The 16,160-nt window shown below is 67.7% G+C and carries 13 protein-coding genes; 6 read left to right on the top strand and 7 right to left on the bottom strand.

Features of this window, described 5'->3' with window-relative positions; translation table 11 throughout:
• On the top strand, positions 1-519 hold a 519-nt coding region (locus tag D9R12_RS05190), incomplete at its 5' end, for a POT-type proton-dependent oligopeptide transporter (RefSeq protein ID WP_147475049.1).
• Between the two features lie 20 nt (positions 520-539).
• On the opposite strand, the gene D9R12_RS05185 is transcribed toward D9R12_RS05190, so the two are convergent.
• Complete coding sequence (locus D9R12_RS05185; protein ID WP_425479047.1) at positions 540-1,109, bottom strand: MarR family winged helix-turn-helix transcriptional regulator; 570 nt, start codon at positions 1,107-1,109, stop codon at positions 540-542.
• A gap of 66 nt (positions 1,110-1,175) precedes the next feature.
• On the opposite strand from D9R12_RS05185, the gene hppD reads away from it, so the two are divergent.
• The 3 genes from hppD to hmgA all read left to right on the top strand — a co-directional run bounded on the left by hppD (position 1,176) and on the right by hmgA (position 4,107).
• Positions 1,176-2,267: a 4-hydroxyphenylpyruvate dioxygenase gene (gene hppD / locus D9R12_RS05180; RefSeq protein WP_014161951.1), complete on the top strand. Its 1,092-nt coding sequence runs from the start codon at positions 1,176-1,178 to the stop codon at positions 2,265-2,267.
• Between the two features lie 109 nt (positions 2,268-2,376).
• Positions 2,377-2,775 carry an endonuclease domain-containing protein gene (locus D9R12_RS05175; RefSeq protein ID WP_122228755.1) on the top strand — a complete coding sequence of 133 codons (399 nt, stop codon included), beginning with the start codon at positions 2,377-2,379 and terminating at the stop codon, positions 2,773-2,775.
• A 33-nt stretch (positions 2,776-2,808) separates the two neighbouring features.
• On the top strand, positions 2,809-4,107 hold the full coding sequence (gene hmgA / locus D9R12_RS05170) for a homogentisate 1,2-dioxygenase (RefSeq protein ID WP_122228753.1): 1,299 nt from the start codon (positions 2,809-2,811) through the stop codon (positions 4,105-4,107).
• A gap of 3 nt (positions 4,108-4,110) precedes the next feature.
• Here the strand turns inward: hmgA and D9R12_RS05165 are convergent, their stop codons facing one another.
• From D9R12_RS05165 to D9R12_RS05135, 6 genes are all read right to left on the bottom strand, one after another.
• Positions 4,111-4,653: a hypothetical protein gene (locus tag D9R12_RS05165; RefSeq protein WP_122228751.1), complete on the bottom strand. Its 543-nt coding sequence runs from the start codon at positions 4,651-4,653 to the stop codon at positions 4,111-4,113.
• Between the two features lie 108 nt (positions 4,654-4,761).
• On the bottom strand, positions 4,762-6,063 hold the full coding sequence (locus D9R12_RS05160; RefSeq protein WP_122228748.1) for an APC family permease: 1,302 nt from the start codon (positions 6,061-6,063) through the stop codon (positions 4,762-4,764).
• Complete coding sequence (locus D9R12_RS05155) at positions 6,060-6,863, bottom strand: L,D-transpeptidase family protein (protein ID WP_122228746.1); 804 nt, start codon at positions 6,861-6,863, stop codon at positions 6,060-6,062. The genes D9R12_RS05160 and D9R12_RS05155 overlap by 4 nt, the downstream gene beginning before the upstream one ends.
• 18 nt (positions 6,864-6,881) lie before the next feature.
• Positions 6,882-7,733, bottom strand: a complete 852-nt coding sequence (locus D9R12_RS05150) for a MurR/RpiR family transcriptional regulator (protein ID WP_122228744.1) — start codon at positions 7,731-7,733, stop codon at positions 6,882-6,884.
• Between the two features lie 883 nt (positions 7,734-8,616).
• Positions 8,617-9,714: a dipeptide epimerase gene (locus D9R12_RS05140; RefSeq protein WP_122228742.1), complete on the bottom strand. Its 1,098-nt coding sequence runs from the start codon at positions 9,712-9,714 to the stop codon at positions 8,617-8,619.
• On the bottom strand, positions 9,711-11,120 hold the full coding sequence (locus tag D9R12_RS05135) for a C40 family peptidase (RefSeq protein WP_122228740.1): 1,410 nt from the start codon (positions 11,118-11,120) through the stop codon (positions 9,711-9,713). Before D9R12_RS05135 ends, D9R12_RS05140 begins: the two co-directional genes overlap by 4 nt.
• A gap of 453 nt (positions 11,121-11,573) precedes the next feature.
• Between D9R12_RS05135 and D9R12_RS05130 the strand changes: the two genes are divergently transcribed.
• Both D9R12_RS05130 and D9R12_RS05125 read left to right on the top strand, forming a co-directional pair.
• A complete protein-coding gene (locus D9R12_RS05130; RefSeq protein ID WP_122228738.1) occupies positions 11,574-14,483 on the top strand; it encodes a TonB-dependent receptor plug domain-containing protein in 2,910 nt (969 codons plus the stop codon).
• 68 nt (positions 14,484-14,551) lie between these two features.
• A complete protein-coding gene (locus D9R12_RS05125) occupies positions 14,552-16,159 on the top strand; it encodes a serine hydrolase domain-containing protein (RefSeq protein ID WP_122228736.1) in 1,608 nt (535 codons plus the stop codon).
• Position 16,160 lies beyond the last annotated feature (1 nt).

Raw genomic sequence — 16,160 nt, 5'->3', positions numbered from 1 at the left:
GAGTACCTGGCGCATCACAACACCAAACCCAAGCCGTTCATCTGGACCAGAAGCGCCCGCGACATCCTGCAGAAGGTGATCCGCGCCAATCAGCGCTTAAGTTCCAAACAGAATGGAACACTACACTACCTGCTGCATACCACCGGCGAGCTGTGCCTGTCGCCGGTTGGCCTGTCGGCCATGAACCGGCTGTCGCCGGCAAACATGGCCAGCCTGATCATGGGCATGTGGTTTTTTGCCTCGGCCACCGGCAATTTCGCCGCCGGCCTGATTGCCGCAGCGACCGGCGCGGAAGGGGCCGACGGCGCCGATCCGCGCGAGGTGGTGATGGGCGTGTACTCGACCGTGGGCTGGACTGCGATCGTGGTCGGCGTGGTCATGCTGGTGATCGCCCCATTGATCGGGCGTCTGATGCACCTGGAGACATTGCGCGACGATCAGGTTGGCCTGGCCGGACAGGGTGAACTGGCAGGGCCCGATGCCGCTGGCACCGGGCTGCGCAGCGAAACGCGCAGCTGACCGGCCGGTCCTGGCCCGGTTCAGGCCGGCGGCGGATTGACCTGGGCCGAGGACACCGGGCTCATCGGCATGCCCTGCAGCCCGGACAGCAGCCGGTTCATGCCTTCGCCGCCCAGGCGCCCGATCAGTGTGTGCAGCTGGGCCAGTTCCTCTTCATCCAGGACCGAAAGCAGCCGCTGTTCGCAGGCCAGCACCAGGGGGGCCACCTGGTCGTGCATGGCCTGGCCCTTGGCCGACAGCGCCAGCACCGAGCGGCGGCGGTCGTCGCCGTGGATGTCGCGGCTGACCAGTTCGCGCTCCAGCAGGCGGGCGACCGCGCGGCTGACGGCGACCTTGTCCATGGCGGTCCGTTCGGCGACCTCGCTGGCCGACAGGCCCGGAAAGCGGCCCAGCACGCACATCGTGCGCCACTCGGTCATCACCAGGCCGAAGCGCCGGTAATACTCGGCCGAGATCGCCTGGCTGACGCGGTTGGACAGCACGCTCAGCTGATAGGGGATGAAGGTTTCCAGCTGCAGGGTCAGCGGCTGGGCTGGGGGGAGGGCGTCGGGCTGCTTCATGGTGCGCTGCGGCGTGTGTGCTTGTTTCATGTGAAACTATGCTGCCGCAAGTTCCTCTGCAAGGTGGGAGAAGTTTCCATGAGTGCCCAACGGTCCATGCAGGCCCCCGGAACGGATGTGAAAGATGCCACGTTCGACAACCCGATGGGGATCGACGGCTTCGAATTCGTCGAGTTTTCCGCGCCGGCCGGCCAGGGTGACCAGCTGCACGACTACTTGCGCAGGCTTGGCTTCACCCAGGTGGCCCGGCACCGGACCCGGGCGATCAGCACCTACCGGCAGAACGACTGCACCTTGCTGATCAACGAGGACCCGGATTCGTTCGCCGCCGACTTCGCCGCCCAGCACGGGCCCGGCGCCTGCGGCTTCGCCATCCGGGTCAACAAGCTGGCCGAGTGGGTACGCGTGCAGGCGCTGAAGAACGGCGCCGAACAGATCGGCGAGCGCGAGCTGACCAAGGCGGTGGCGGCACCGGTGATCAAGGGCATCGGCGGCTGCATGCTGTACATCGTCGACCGCTACGACAGCGCCGGCACCATCCACGATCCGGACTACCAATTCCTGGACGGCGTGGAGCGCATGCCGAAGGGCTTCGGCCTGACCTTCATCGACCATCTTACCCACAACCTCTATCCCGGCAACATGGCCCAGTGGGCCGATTACTACGCGCGGCTGTTCAACTTCCGCGAGATCCGCTACTTCGACATCAAGGGCGCCAAGACCGGGCTGCTGTCCAAGGCGATGACCGCCCCCGATGGCATGGTCCGCATCCCGCTCAACGAATCGCACGATCCCAAGTCGCAGATCAACGAGTACCTGGATACGTACAGGGGCGAGGGCATCCAGCACATCGCCTGCTTCACCGAGGACATCTACACCACCGTCGAAGCGATGCGCGCGGCGGGGGTGGAATTCCTGGAGACCCCGGACACCTACTTCGAGGTGATCGAGCAGCGCATCCCCGACCACGGCGAGGACCTGGCGCGCCTGGCGCGCAACCGGATCCTGATCGATGCCGACGCCGAAACCGGCCAGCGCAAGCTGCTGCAGATCTTCACCCAGAACGCGATCGGGCCGATCTTCTTCGAGATCATCCAGCGCAAGGGCAACCAGGGTTTCGGCGAAGGCAACTTCACCGCGCTGTTCGAAAGCATCGAGCGCGACCAGATCAAGCGTGGCGTGCTGTAAGGCTTGAACCCCTCTCCCGTCGGGAGAGGGGTTGGGGTGAGGGTCCGGCGAAGTCCGGATGGTAACCAGCGCTATGCTCCACCCAATCCACCAGACAGGACGTCTGCCGATGCCGGATCACATCAAACCGCCGCTTCCTGCGCGCACCTTGGATCACGCAAGAACCCTGCGACGCGAAATGACCGATGCCGAGCGCTTGCTTTGGAAGCACCTGCGCGGCAGTCGGCTGGAAGGTTTGAAGTTCCGTCGCCAGCATCCTGTTCCGCCATACATCGCTGATTTCTGTTGTATCGAACTCAAGCTCATCATCGAGCTTGATGGAAGCCAGCATTCTCAACAGGCCGATGAAACGCGGACCAAGTTTCTGGAATCTCAGGGTTGGACGGTGGCGCGCTTCTGGGACAACGAGGTATTGCTTCAGGTCGAAGCGGTCGTCGGGGCGATCTGGCATTGCGCCTGCGGTCGCACCCTCACCCCAACCCCTCTCCCGGTGGGAGAGGGGCTTTAGCGCATCGCGGGAACACGCATGGCGGGAAAGTCCATGGATTCGAATCAGTACATGACCGGCTTCGGCAATCACTTCGCCAGCGAGGCGATTGCCGGGGCGTTGCCGGTCGGGCGCAATTCGCCGCAGCAGGTGGCCTTGGGGCTGTATGCCGAGCAACTGTCGGGCACCGCGTTCACTGCGCCGCGCGCCGACAACCGGCGCAGCTGGCTGTACCGGATCCGGCCGGCGGCGATACATGGCCCGTTCGCGGCTTTCGATGGCGCGGCGCGGTTCCACAACGTGTTCGGCGATGGGCCGGTGAGTCCGGACCAGCTGCGCTGGTCGCCGCTGCCGTTGCCGCAGGCGCCGGCCGATTTCATCGAAGGCCTGGTCTCCATGGCCGGCAATGGCTCGGCGGAAAGCCAGCACGGCGTGGGCATCCATCTGTACGCGGCCAACCGCGACATGGCCGGGCGCTGGTTCTACAACGCCGATGCCGAGCTGCTGATCGTGCCGCAGCTGGGCCGGCTGCGCATCGCCACCGAACTGGGCGTGCTCGAAGTCGAGCCGCAGCAGGTGGCGGTGATCCCGCGCGGCATCCGCCTTGCGCTGATGCTGCCCGATGGCCAGGCCCGCGGCTATCTGTGCGAGAACTTCGGCGCGCCGCTGCGCCTGCCGGAACTGGGGCCGATCGGTGCCAACGGCCTGGCCAATCCGCGCGATTTCCAAACACCGGTGGCGGCCTACGAAGACGTGGAAGGCGACTTCGAACTGATCGCCAAGTTCCAGGGCCACCTGTGGCGCGCCGACATCGGCCACGGCCCGCTGGATGTGGTGGCCTGGCACGGCAACTGCGCGCCGTATCGCTACGACCTGCGCCGCTTCAACACGATCGGCTCGATCAGCTTCGATCATCCCGATCCTTCGATCTTCACCGTCTTGACCTCGCCCAGCGACACGCCGGGCACGGCCAACCTGGATCTGGTGATCTTCCCGCCGCGCTGGCTGGTGGCGCAGGACACCTTCCGGCCGCCGTGGTTCCACCGCAACGTGGCCAGCGAGTTCATGGGCCTGGTGCACGGCGCCTACGACGCCAGGGCCGAAGGCTTCGCGCCGGGCGGGGCGTCGCTGCACAACGGCATGAGTGGGCACGGGCCGGATGCGGCCACCTTCGAGAGGGCCTCGCATGCCGACCTGTCCAGGCCCGATGTCATCACCGACACCATGGCCTTCATGTTCGAAACCCGTGCGGTGCTGCGCCCCACGCGCCAGGCGCTGCAGGCGCCCCATCGGCAGCGCGATTACCAGCAGTGCTGGGCCGGGCTGAAGCGCAATTTCCAGCCGCCGCGCTGAGCCTCAGTCTTCCAGCGCCAGGCCGATGCGGGCCAGCGCCGGCAGATGTTCCTCGGGCAGGACTTCGCTCAGGCGGGTCTGCACACGCTGGGCATAGCCGGGCGAGGTGAGTTGTGGCAACAGGGTCAGCGCTTCGAGCATGACCTCGACCGCCGGGTATTCGTCGGTCGTGCGTTGCAATTGCTGATGCAGGCGCTGCGCGGCCGGATCACGCTGCAGTTCCAGCATGCCCAGCAGATAGAGTCGCGCGGCCACCAGCGAGCGCCGATGGGAAGCAGGCGCGGCCGGTGCCGGTGGCGGCGCTGCAGGCGCGGCCTGCGGGGTGGCCAGGGCCTCGTGAAGCGTGGGCTCGGCGTCCGCGGTCAAGTAGCCATCGCGGATCAGCGCGGCCACCTGCTGCGCGGTTTCCGGCCCGAGCAGCTGGCTGAGTTCGCCGAGCGAGCGCTGGCCGTCTGCCATGATCAGGACCCGGCGCTGGCGCATGTCCAGGCCTGCACGGTGGGTCTGCAGGGCGGCGTGGGCCAGGGCGGTCTTGCGCGGTTGCATGGCGGCGGCGAAGAGAGGCGTGCATCCAGCGTCACCGCTCCAGATGAAGCTGCCATGACAGTTGCGTGGCTTTGTGCACAGCCAGGCCGGCCAAAGTCCGACAGGCTGCTAGGTTTCTGCCTTGCGCGGGAACAGGTAGATCACCGTGCCCACCAGGGCTGCGGCGGCCACCGCCAGCAGGTTGGGGGCGCTGGCGCTGCCCAGCAGGCCCAGCGACAGCAGCAGGGCCAGGATCGGGACCAGCGGTCCGCCCGGCAGGCGCAGGGCATTGGGGTTGTCGCGCCGGCGATGGGCCAGCACCAGCACCGCCGCAGCGGTGCCGATGTAGGCCAGCAGGCGAGTGACCATCGACAGCAGCGCCAGCTTCTCGAACGAGCCGGACAGCGCCAGCGCCACCGACAGCACGCCCTGGACCAGGATCGCGGCGGCCGGCGTGCGGAAGCGCGGATGCACCCAGGCCAGGAACTTCGGCCCGAACCCGTCCCTGGCCAGCGCGAACAGGAAGCGCGGGCCCAGCATCACCGTGTTGCTGGTGGTGCCGAAGATCGACACCACCGCGCCGATGGTCAGCACCAGCGCCAGCCCCTCGCCGCCGAACCGGGCCGCCGCATCGGCCAGCGGCGTGGCCGATTGCGCCAGGCCCGGCAGGGTGCCCATCGCCACCACCTGGACCGCCGCGTAGATCAGCGTCACCAGGGCGATCATGGTGATCAGCGCGAACGGCACGTCGCGGCGCGGGTTGCGGAACTCGCCGGCGGCGGCCGGGATGTTCTCGAAGCCGGCATAGGCGAACAGCAGCAGCAACGCCGCCTGGCCCAGGTTGGGCAGGTCGCCCAGGTCGGGCGCGGTCCCGGCGAAGGCCAGCGACCAGTCCATGAAGAACAATCCGACCACCACGAACAACAGCAGCGGCACCAGCTTGGCGATCACCAGCACCACGCCGGTGCGCGCAGCCGAGCGCACCCCGATCACGTTGATGCCGGTCAGCAGCGCCAGCGAACCGACCACCACCAGCAGCCGCCACCCGCCCGCCCCCGCGGCCGGCCAGAAGCGCGAGACTGCATCGGCCAGGCCATTGCCCAGCGCCGCGGCCGAGCTGATGCGGGTCAGCCAGATCATCCAGCCGACCTGGAACCCGGCATAGCGGCCGAAGGCCTCGCGTGCATACAGATAGCTGCCGCCGGGCTGGTCGAAATAGCTGGCCGCCTGTGCGTAGCACAGCACCAGCAGGGTCACTGCCACCCCGGCCAGCAGCACCGCCCACAGGCTCAGCGGACCCAGCAGCGCGACCGTGGCCGCCGGCAGCAGGTAGATGCCGCTGCCGATCACGTCATTGATCGACAGGCCGACGATCTGCCAGCGGCTGACCGCGCGGACCAGCTCGCCTTCGCCCGGCGCCGGCGCGCTCACCGCTGCGATCCGGCGGTCAGCAGCGGCAGCGACCAGGCGTGCTGCAGGCGGATGTATTCGGCCCTGGGCAAGAGCACGAACAAGGGCTGCCTGGACCGATCCAGCCAGGCCAGCAGCGCTTCCATGCTGGCTGGGGCCATCGCCGTGCAGCCGGCGGTGGCCTCGCCCGGGCTGCGCCACAGATGGGCGAAGATGCAGCTGCCGCGCCCAGGGATGGCCTTGGGGTTGTGCTCGATCACCAGGCCCTGCCGGTAGCGGACATCGCCATTGTTGTGCAGGTCCAGGCGCATGTGCTCGCTGGCGCCTTCCACTGCGCGTGGGCCGACCTGCTTCTCGTCCACGATCTGGTTGTAGAACGGCGAATCGGGCACGTCGACACACCAACTGCCGGCCTGCATCTGCTGGTACTTCAACCGGGTATCGACCGAAGCGGCATAGCCGAAGGCCTCACCGATCCGGTAGATGCCGGCCGGGCTGCGGCCATCGCCCTCGCGCTTGTGCGGTCCGGCCTGCTGCGCCGGGAACAGTCCCTCGCCCCAGGCGCTGCCGTGCTTGCCGATTGCCACCGCAAAGGCCAGCGCCGCCGGCTTCCAGTCCTTGCCTTCGCGCACGTAGGTCTGCAGCCGGCCCTGGTTGTCGTCCCAGCCGGCGGTGGTGACCACCACCAGCTGCTGGGCCTGCTGCATCGGCGCCAGTGCCGGTGGTGATTTTTTCGCCAGGCCCGGCAGGGCGGCCAGGGCGGCGGCCAGCAGCAGCCAGCGCAGGCGGCGGAAGCGGGGAACAGGTGCGGTCTGCGACATGGGCACTCCGGCGTGCGGTCAGGAATCGAGCAGGCGCTGGACCCGCTCCAGGTTCACCGCCAGCTGGCGCTCGCGGTCGGGGTTGGTCTGGCACAGCAGCACGAACAGAAAATCCAGCAGGTACTGCAGCGAGGAACGGTACAGCAGTTGCTCGATGTGCGGCGCCGGGTCGTGCGCGGATACCACCAGCGCCGCATCGGCGTGGGCGCGCAGCGGGTTGGCGGTGTGGCGGGTGATGGACACCACTGCGCCACCGGCGTCCTGGAAGGTGCGCGAGAGCTGGGACAGCTGCGGCAGCTTGCCGAATTCGGAGAACACGATCATCAGGTCGCCCGGCCGCGCGGCCGAGATGTTGGTCATCATCAGGATCGCATCGGCGTGGTGCACGGTCAGCATGCCCAGCAGCGACAGGCGCATGGCGAACTCGCGCGCGAACAGACCGTCATCGCCCAGCCCGCACACGAACACCTTCTGCGCCCGATCCAGCCGCGCCACGATCTGCTCGATGTGCGCGCGCGGGTTGAGCAGGCGCGTTTCGTCCTCGGCCGCCGCCTTGCTGCGGCGCAGCGCATCCTGCAGCTGCTGGTAGCCATCGCCAGGGGCCGGCGCCGGGTCGTTGGATGCCGGCTGTCCGTCACTGCCGCGCGCCACCGCCTGGCCAACCGAATACTTCAGGTCCGGATAGCCCTTGAACCCGAGCTTCTGGCTGAACTTGACCACGCTGGACTGGCTGATGCCCAGCGCGCTGGCCAGCTGCTGGGAAGAGTAGTCGCGCAGCAGGTGGGCGTTGTCCAGGATGTAGTCGGCGATCCGCCGCTCGATCGCAGACATGTGGTCGCGCTCGGAGCGGATCCTGACCAGGGGCGGCATGGGCTCGTGATCTGCGCGGGGCATCAGACGTGGCGCCTGATGCTGCGGTGGCTGCGGCTGCGGCTGCGGCTGTGGCTTTTGCCTTTGCTCTTGCTTTTGCTGCTGGCTTCACCGGGTCCCCATCCGCAGCGGCGGCGGCTGTGGCTGCGGCTGTGGCTTTTGCCCTTGCTCTTGCTGTTGGCTTCACCGGGCCCCCATCCGCAGCGGCGGCGCCGACGGGCCAAACCCCGCAGGGGCGACGCGCATGGATGCGCGTCGTTTTCGGCAGGGGCAGGAGGCCCCTTCCGAAAATTCCCGTCGGTGACGCGGACCCGGAGCGCCATCGGCGCGCAGGGCGCGAGGCCTGGGGCGTGCTTTCTTTGGGTTACCTTTCTTTGCACGAGCAAAGAAAGGTAACTCGCTCCCCGAAGGGGAGTGAAAGCCTTTGAATACGCTTCCAACTCCAGGCGTCCAAGGCCAAGGCCGGAGCCAAGGCCAAGGCCGGAGCCAAGGCCAAGGCCGGAGCGTTTCACGCCCTGACGGGCGCGCGTCACTTTTCTTTGCTTGTGCAAAGAAAAGTAACCAAAAGAAAGCACACCCCGCCTGCGCGCCCTCCGCGCTGCGCGCTGCGGGTCCGCAGGTCCGTCGGGGATTCGCGGATGGGACATCCTGTCCCGTCCGCGAACGCCACGCATCCGTGCGTGGCGCCCTTCGGGTATTTCCCCGCCGAACCTGCCGCTGCGGAGGGGCCCCGGGTCAGCAAAGGCAGGATCAAGCGCAACGTCAACGTCAACGGCAGCAGCAAAAGCAGGGTCAAGAGCGGGATCAAGAGCAGGACCAAGAGCAGGATTGGGATCAAGCTCAAGCTCAAGAGCAGGAGCCGTGGTAACCGCGCCCAGCGCGCTCATGGCGACAGCATCTCCAGCCCGCGGATTTCCTGGATGCCAAGCCCGGGGGCATCGGGGATGCTGATTTCCGATTCGTTGAACAGCACCCCGCCCACCACCGGATTGAACTGGCCCAGCGACGGGCCGTCCAGGTCGATCCTGGTGATGACATCGGCCTTGGCCACCGCCACGTGCACCGCGGCGGCCACGCTGATCGAGGACTCGATCATGCAGCCGATCATGCAGTCCACCCCGTACAGCGCGGCGATGTCGGCGATGCGGATCGCGTTGGAGATGCCGCCGGTTTTCATCAGCTTGATGTTGATGATGTCGGCGGCGCGGCGCTGGATCAGGTCGAACACCTGCTGCGGGGCGAACACGCTTTCGTCGGCCATCACCGGGGTGTTGACCCGATCGGTGACGTATTTGAGGCCCTCGATGTCGGCGGCCTTGACCGGCTGCTCCAGCAGCTCCAGCACCACCCCGGCTTCTTCCAGTTTGTGCATGGCGTACACGGCCTGCTTGGCGGTCCAGCCCTGGTTGGCGTCCAGGCGCAGCAGGGCGCGGCCTTCGACCGCAGCGTGGATCGCCTTGACCCGTTCGATGTCCAGGCCCAGGTCCTTGCCCACCTTGATCTTGAGCGATTCGAAGCCGCGCTCCAGTGCCGCGCGCGCGTCGGCCACCATCTTGTCGATGTAGTCCACGCTGATGGTGATGTCGGTGGTGATCACCGGGTCGCCACCGCCCAGCAGCCGGTACAGCGGTGCGTCGTAGCGCTGCGCCCACAGGTCGTACAGGGCGATTTCCACCGCGGCCTTGGCGCTGGTATTGCGCTCCAGTGCGGACTGCACCAGGGCGGTGAGCTGGTTGAGGTTGGCCACGTCCTGGCCGATCAGGCGCGGTTTGATGAAGCTGTCGATGGCGGTGATGATCGAGCCGAGCGTGTCGCCGGTGATGACCGCGGTGGCGGCTGCCTCGCCGTGGCCGGTGTGGCCGGTGTCGGTGCGGATTAGCACCACCACGTCCTCCACGGTATCGACGATGCGCAGCGCGGTCTTGAACGGGGTCTTGAGCGGCACGCGCAGCATGCCCAGCTGGATATCGGTGATCTTCATTCGGCCTGCTTGGCGGTCGCCGGCCGGGGGCGCACGCGCTGGATGTTGGTGATGCGGTCGATGTAGCTGGCGGTGTCGCTGGCCAGCATCGGCTCGAGCGGGGTGACCGACACGCCGTTGAGCCGGGCGGCCACGCGCCCCCCGTCCGGCCGCAGCCAGCTGCCACCGGCCGTGTCGTGGATGACATAGGTCAGCGCGCCCACATGGCCCAGCACCACCATCACGTGGCCGGGGATGTAGACCATGTCGCCCACGGTCAGCTGGCTCACCGCACTGGTGCGTTTGGCATCCGGGTCGCCCTGGTTGAAGGCGATCCGGTCCAGCGCCGGGCTCACGGCCTGCTGCGAGGTGTTGCGCGGCAGCAGCACGCCGAAGCTGCGGTAGATCTCCGAGGTGAAGCCGCTGCAGTCGCGCGCATCGTAGGCATGGCCCCAGCCGTAGCGTTCGCCCAGGAACTTGAATGCCTGGGTGATGAGGTTGCGCGGGGTCAGCGGCAGGTAGTCGGAGGCGCTGTCGGCGGTGCGCGGCAGCAGTGCCGGCACCAGCGCCAGCGCGCCCTGCGCGGTGCGGATCGGCAGCTGGATCACCCAGCCGGTGTAGGGCAGCTGACCGTTGACCGGCGTGGTCGGGGTCCAGTCGGCGATCACCGGCACGCGCACGCCCATGTCCAGCTGCAGCTGCGAGACCTGCGGCTGTTCCGGGGTGAAGACGGTGGTGGCGGTGGCGCCGGTGATCACCCGGTACGGCCCGTGCGCGCCGTAGCCGAACACCTGCTGCGCGCTGCCCAGCCCGACGTGGCGCTTCTCGATCCAGGCGCTGTAGCGCTCGCTGGTCACGAACAGCCATTGCCGGTCGCGGCTCTCGTGCAGCACCGCCACCGCATCGCCGGGGAACAGCGCCGATTCCTGGAAGCGGTCGATGTCGTGGTTCTCGGTGGTGCTGAAGACGCGCCGGGTGGAGGGGAAGGTGCGCAGGTCGGCGCGCTGGGTCACCAGGCCGTAGCGCACCGCAACCGTGGCCGGCACCGCCTCCAGTGCCAGGCTGTCCTGCAGCGCATCCAGCGCGGCGGCGTCCAGGGCCTGGCCATGCATGTCGTAGAGCGTGCGCGTGGGCGCGGCGGACAGGGACTGGATCTCCTTGCGCACCATCCCGGCCGGCATGCTGGCCGGCAGCGCGCGCAGGTCGTGGATGGCCGGATCCTCGGCCCGCATCCGCGCGTTCTGCGCGGCGATGCCGGCGCGGTCCAGGAGCTGTTGGTCAGGCTGTGGCTGCCGGCCGATCCAGTACTCGGCGGTCAGTTTGGGCGGATCCACGCCCACCACGCCAGTGACCGGGTCGACCGGTACCTGCGGGGCGAGCACGCCGGCCACGGTCGGGGTGGCGACCAGCAAGGCCAGCCACAGCATCGACCAAGCGAGCGGGTGCGGCGGGCGCGTGGCACGTCGCCATGCGGAAGGCTGACCGGACATGGCGTAGGGCTCCAACCAGGAAGTGCAGGAATAGTTATTCGGGAGCTCAAAAAAATCAAGAATAAATTATTGACCGAGCTCTGCGTCCCGTGTTACATCGATGTTGCCGGGCGCGTCACCGCGTCCGCACAGCGTGGCGGGGGATGCGCCACGCGACAGCGTGTTCTCCGGACCTGTGCGTCGCTGTGATCGGCAGTGAACCCATGGCGTGGGGTCGCGGCGGTACCGCACCAGGCCATCGACCGGTCCGTGCGCAGGGGGTCGACCGGAAGGAATCGGTGCGGACCATGGTCGGCTCCAGTGGCCGCGTTCGGAAGGGGAGCTTCGAGCGCCGGTGCGGACGCGCAGCTGTTTTCAGGTATCCACCCATCGGCCCAGGAGAGAGTGACCATGTCCGTTGAAGTTTCCTGCCTGCCCCGCTGCAGCACACTCACCCTGGCGCTGCTGGCCTGGCTGTGCACGCCGCTGGTCGCCCTCGCGCAAGCCACGTCCGAGCCCGTCACCGAGGCCTCGCAGGCGACGACCCAGGAGCTGGACACCGTCAGCGTCACCGGCTCGCGCATCAAGCGCACCGACATCGAGACCGCGCTGCCGATCACGGTCATCGGGAAGGCCGAGATCGACGCGCAGGGCATCAGTTCGGCCGAACAGCTGATGAGCTACCTCAACGTCTCCGGCAACGGCTCGGACAACCTGGCCAGCAACGTGGGCATCGTCACCGGCGTGGACCAGCGCGGCAACAACGGCGTGTCCGGCGCCAACCTGCGCGGCCAGGGCGCCGATGCCACGCTGGTGCTGCTCAACGGCCGCCGCGTGGCCGCGCACGGGCTCAAGGGCCGCGTGGTCGACCTCAACTCCATTCCCTTCGCCGCCATCGAGCGGGTGGAGGTGCTGCGCGATGGTGCCTCGGCGATCTACGGCACCGACGCCATCGGCGGGGTGATCAACTTCATCACCCGCAGCGATTACCGGGGCCTGACGCTGTCGGCGTTCACCGACACCACCGAGGAAGGCGGCGGCAACATCCATCGCGGCAACCTGCTGGTCGGCGGTGGCGACCTGGACACCGATGGCTGGAATGCCTTCGCCAGTTTCAGCTACAGGAAGAGCGAGATCCTGCGCGGCAATGACCGCGATTTCTCCAACGCCTTCCAGCCCGAGCGCGGCCTGTCGCCCGATACCCGCGGCACCCCGTATGCGACCGTCGCCAACCGCCCCGCCAGCACGCCCACCCTGATCGGCAACGGCCTGATCGATCCGGCCGACCGCTCGACCCAGCAGTACATCAACCCGCTCGACCTGCCCGGCGCGGGCGGCTGCGAAAGCGGCAGCGGCAACGGCCTGATGGGACCCTACGACCACGTGCTGTGGGGCGTGGCCAGTGCGCGCTATGCGTGCGCCTACGACTATCCGGCCGCGGCGGTGATGCAGCAGCCGGTGGAAAGCAAGGACATCATCGGCCGGGCGACCTTCAGGATTTCCGACCGGCACCGGATGTTCGTGGAATTCACCGGTTCGGAAGTGGACGTGGAGAAGACCTTCGAGCCCTACCAGATCTCGCCCGGCACCGTCTTCAATGCCAGCACGTTCTACCCCAGCACCGGCGCGGCCTACGACGAGGTCTACGACGCGCTGGCCGCGTACTTCGGCGCCGGCCAGCTGAACGATGGTGCGCCGATCGCCTACCGCTGGCGCTGCATCGCGTGCGGCCAGCGTCAGATCGCCACCAACACCAAGTCCTACCGCATCCTGCTGGGCTTCGAGGGCCAGATCGGAAGCTGGGACTACAACGCCGGCATCTCGCGGGCGTCGAGCAAATCCACCTCCACCCTGGGCGGCGGTTACTACGACACCGCCAAGCTCCGCCAGGTGCTGGGCAGTGGCCTGCTCAATCCGTTCCTGCTACCGGGCCAGGCGCAGACGCCAGAAGCGATGGCCGCGCTGGCCGATGCCTCGGCCGATGGCACCGACCTGTACGGCGGCGAGTCGATCATGACCAGCATCGATGCCAGCGTCTCCGGCGGGCTGGGCTTCAGCCTGCCCGGCGGCGAAGTGCAGCTGGCCACCGGCATCGACCTGCGCCGCGAGGAATACGACTTCGGTGGCAACCAGCCAGGCGAGGGCGACCCCGACGATCCGTTCGACGGCATCTACCTGGCGCCGTTCGACAACGGCAACATCCTGCGCAACGTCAGCCGCGACACCAAGGCGGTCTATGCCGAGCTGTACCTGCCGCTGCTGGATACGCTGGAACTGACCCTGGCCGAGCGCTACGACCACTACGAGGGCTTCGGTGGCACCGAAAACCCGAAGGTCTCCTTCAAGTACCAGCCGCTCGACGCACTGGCCTTCCGCGGCGCCTACAGCACCGGCTTCAAGGTGCCCACTTTCAACCAGCTGTTCTACGGCGAGGCGCTCAGCCCCTACACCGGCCTGGACCTGGCCGATCCGGCGACCTGTCCCGGTGGCGTGGCCTCGCCGACCGTGCCGGGCTGCGAATCCATCCAGCCCGACCTGCTCACCGGCGGCAAGCAGGACCTGGACCCGGAAGAATCCCGGCAGAAGAGCCTGGGTGTGGTGATCGCGCCAGTGGACTGGTTCAACATGAGCGTGGACTGGTGGGAGATCAAGCGCGAGAAGACCATCCGCTCGGGCATCTCCATCGACACCCTGGTGGACAACTACGACACCTTCGCCTCCAACTTCATCCGCGACGGCAACGGCAACATCACCGCCATCGACCAGCGCTACATCAATTCCGGCGGCAGCCTGATGCGCGGCATCGAGACCGACGTCAACCTGACCTTCGACGACGTGCTCGGCGGCGACTGGCGCGTGCACCTCAACGGCAGCTACCTGGACACCTACCGCACCAAGGACCTGGACACCCTGCCCTATACCGACAACCTGGTCGGCGAGTACGTGCGCTACTACAGCCTGCCGATCCGCTGGAAACACGCCCTGGGGGTGAGCTATCTGCGCGGCAACTGGACCCAGTCGCTGACCCAGATCTACCGCGGCGGCTACAAGGACGAGGAACCGGTCAGCGTGCGCAACGGCACCTTCATCCCGTCCAACTGGGATCCGGACGTGTCCAGCTACACCACCTACAACTACTCGGTGAGCTACAAGGGCCTGGACAAGCTGGGCATCACCTTGGGCATCAAGAACCTGCTTGACGAGGACCCGCCGTTCACCGCGCACATGAACGACTACGCCGCCGGTGCCGGCTGGGAACCGCGCGTGGCCGACCCGCGCGGTCGAGCCTATACGCTGGCCCTGGAGTACAAATTCTATTGAACGCGGTGGTCTGCATCGGGCCGTGCGTTGCGGCACGATGCAGGCCGGTTCGCTGCCCGGTTGCCCGCATGTTTCCAGTTCGCCGCAAGCTTTTCTTTTGGACCGCGCGCCGGCTGTGGCCGGCGCTGTGCGCGGCGCTGCTGGCGCTGCCGGCCGTGGCACAGACCCCTGCAGTCAGCCCGGCGCCGCAGGTCTTCGATGTGCTGTTCGACCAGGCCATGGCCCGCTACAGGCTGCCGGGCCTGGCCGTGGCGGTGGTGGAGGATGGCCGTGTCGTGTATTTGCGCACTGCTGGCGAAACACGCGCCGGCAGCGGCCAGCGGATCGATGCCGACACGCTGTTCAAGATCGCCTCCAACACCAAGGCCATGACCACCGGCGTGCTGGCGCGGCTGGTGGACCAGGGCAAGCTGCAGTGGGACGACCCGGTGACCCGCTACCTGCCGCAGTTCCGCATGGCCGATCCGTGGGTCACGCGCAACATCCAGGTGCGCGACCTGCTGATCCACAACAGCGGGCTGGGCCTTGGCGCAGGCGATCTGATGCTGTGGCCGGAGCCCAACGACTTCACCCGTGCCGACATCATCGCCGGGCTGGCGCACCTGCAGCCCACCCACAGCTTCCGCGCGCACTACGCCTACGACAACCTGATGTACGTGGTGGCCGGCGAAGTGGCCGCCGCCGCCGGTGGCAAGCCCTACGACCAACTGGTGCGCGAGCAGGTGTTTGGCCCACTGGGCATGACCCGTTGCCAGGTCGGTGCCTTCGACCGCGACGCGGTGGGCAACGTCGCCCAGCCGCACATGGTCCAAGACGGGCGCAACGTGGTGGTGCGCGAGGACCCCGCGCAGGTTCCGGACAATCCGTCGATGTCCGCCGGCGGGATCCGCTGCAGCGTGCGCGACATGGCCCGCTGGGTGCGCATGTGGCTGGACGATGGCAACCGGCAGCCGTGGCTCTCGGCGCAGCAGCGCAACGCGCTGTGGACCCTGCATACGCCGATGCCGATCGGCCGACAGCTGCGCGAATGGGATGGCACGCATCTGTACGGCTATGGCTATGGCTGGCGCCTGTCGGACGTGGACGGCCAGTGGCGGGTGGCGCACACCGGCACGCTTGCGGGCATGTATTCGTCGGTGACGCTGCTGCCGGATCGCCATGTCGGCTTCGTGGTGCTGATCAATGGCCAAGGGCAGGCCGCGCGCACCACCCTGACCGAGGCGCTGACCAAGCACTACACCCGCGGCGACACTGCGCTGGACGTGGACCACTACGCCGCCCTGCTTGAAGGCGACCGGGCCAAGGCCACCGCGACCTCGCCCGATGCGGTGCCGGACACTTCTGCGCGCACGCCGGTGCATGCCGACCAGGCGCGCAGCTGGCAGGGCGTGTACACCGATGCGTGGTTCGGCCAGGTCAGCCTCTGCCCGGCCGGCAACCAGACCGAATTCCGCGCGGCCAAGTCGCCGCGCATGCATGGCAAGGTGATGCGCGTGGGCCAGCGCCTGCTGGTGGACTGGGACGATGCCAGCGTCGATGCCGAGCCGTGGCTGAGCTTCGCCGGCACCGGTGATGCGGTCACCCTGACCCTGGCGGCGATCGATCCGGATGCCGACTTCAGCTACGACTACCGCGACCTGCACTTCCAGCGCAGCGGCGCGTGCCCGGCGCAGTGAC

The organism is Pseudoxanthomonas spadix (assembly GCF_003703395.1).
Lineage (GTDB): Bacteria > Pseudomonadota > Gammaproteobacteria > Xanthomonadales > Xanthomonadaceae > Pseudoxanthomonas_A > Pseudoxanthomonas_A spadix.
Note: the sequence above shows the minus strand (reverse complement) of the source record. Positions and strands in the feature narration are given on the sequence as shown.

What these genes read in the sequence shown, in the direction of transcription:
- D9R12_RS05185 (WP_425479047.1), bottom strand. Translation starts at nt 1,109, where the DNA reads ATGAAACAAGCACACACGCCGCAGCGCACCATGAAGCAGCCCGACGCC.
- hppD (WP_014161951.1), top strand. Translation starts at nt 1,176, where the DNA reads ATGCAGGCCCCCGGAACGGATGTGAAAGATGCCACGTTCGACAACCCG.
- D9R12_RS05175 (WP_122228755.1), top strand. Translation starts at nt 2,377, where the DNA reads ATGCCGGATCACATCAAACCGCCGCTTCCTGCGCGCACCTTGGATCAC.
- hmgA (WP_122228753.1), top strand. Translation starts at nt 2,809, where the DNA reads ATGGATTCGAATCAGTACATGACCGGCTTCGGCAATCACTTCGCCAGC.
- D9R12_RS05165 (WP_122228751.1), bottom strand. Translation starts at nt 4,653, where the DNA reads ATGCAACCGCGCAAGACCGCCCTGGCCCACGCCGCCCTGCAGACCCAC.
- D9R12_RS05130 (WP_122228738.1), top strand. Translation starts at nt 11,574, where the DNA reads ATGTCCGTTGAAGTTTCCTGCCTGCCCCGCTGCAGCACACTCACCCTG.
- D9R12_RS05135 (WP_122228740.1), bottom strand. Translation starts at nt 11,120, where the DNA reads ATGCTGTGGCTGGCCTTGCTGGTCGCCACCCCGACCGTGGCCGGCGTG.
- D9R12_RS05150 (WP_122228744.1), bottom strand. Translation starts at nt 7,733, where the DNA reads ATGCCGCCCCTGGTCAGGATCCGCTCCGAGCGCGACCACATGTCTGCG.
- D9R12_RS05140 (WP_122228742.1), bottom strand. Translation starts at nt 9,714, where the DNA reads ATGAAGATCACCGATATCCAGCTGGGCATGCTGCGCGTGCCGCTCAAG.
- D9R12_RS05125 (WP_122228736.1), top strand. Translation starts at nt 14,552, where the DNA reads ATGTTTCCAGTTCGCCGCAAGCTTTTCTTTTGGACCGCGCGCCGGCTG.
- D9R12_RS05155 (WP_122228746.1), bottom strand. Translation starts at nt 6,863, where the DNA reads ATGTCGCAGACCGCACCTGTTCCCCGCTTCCGCCGCCTGCGCTGGCTG.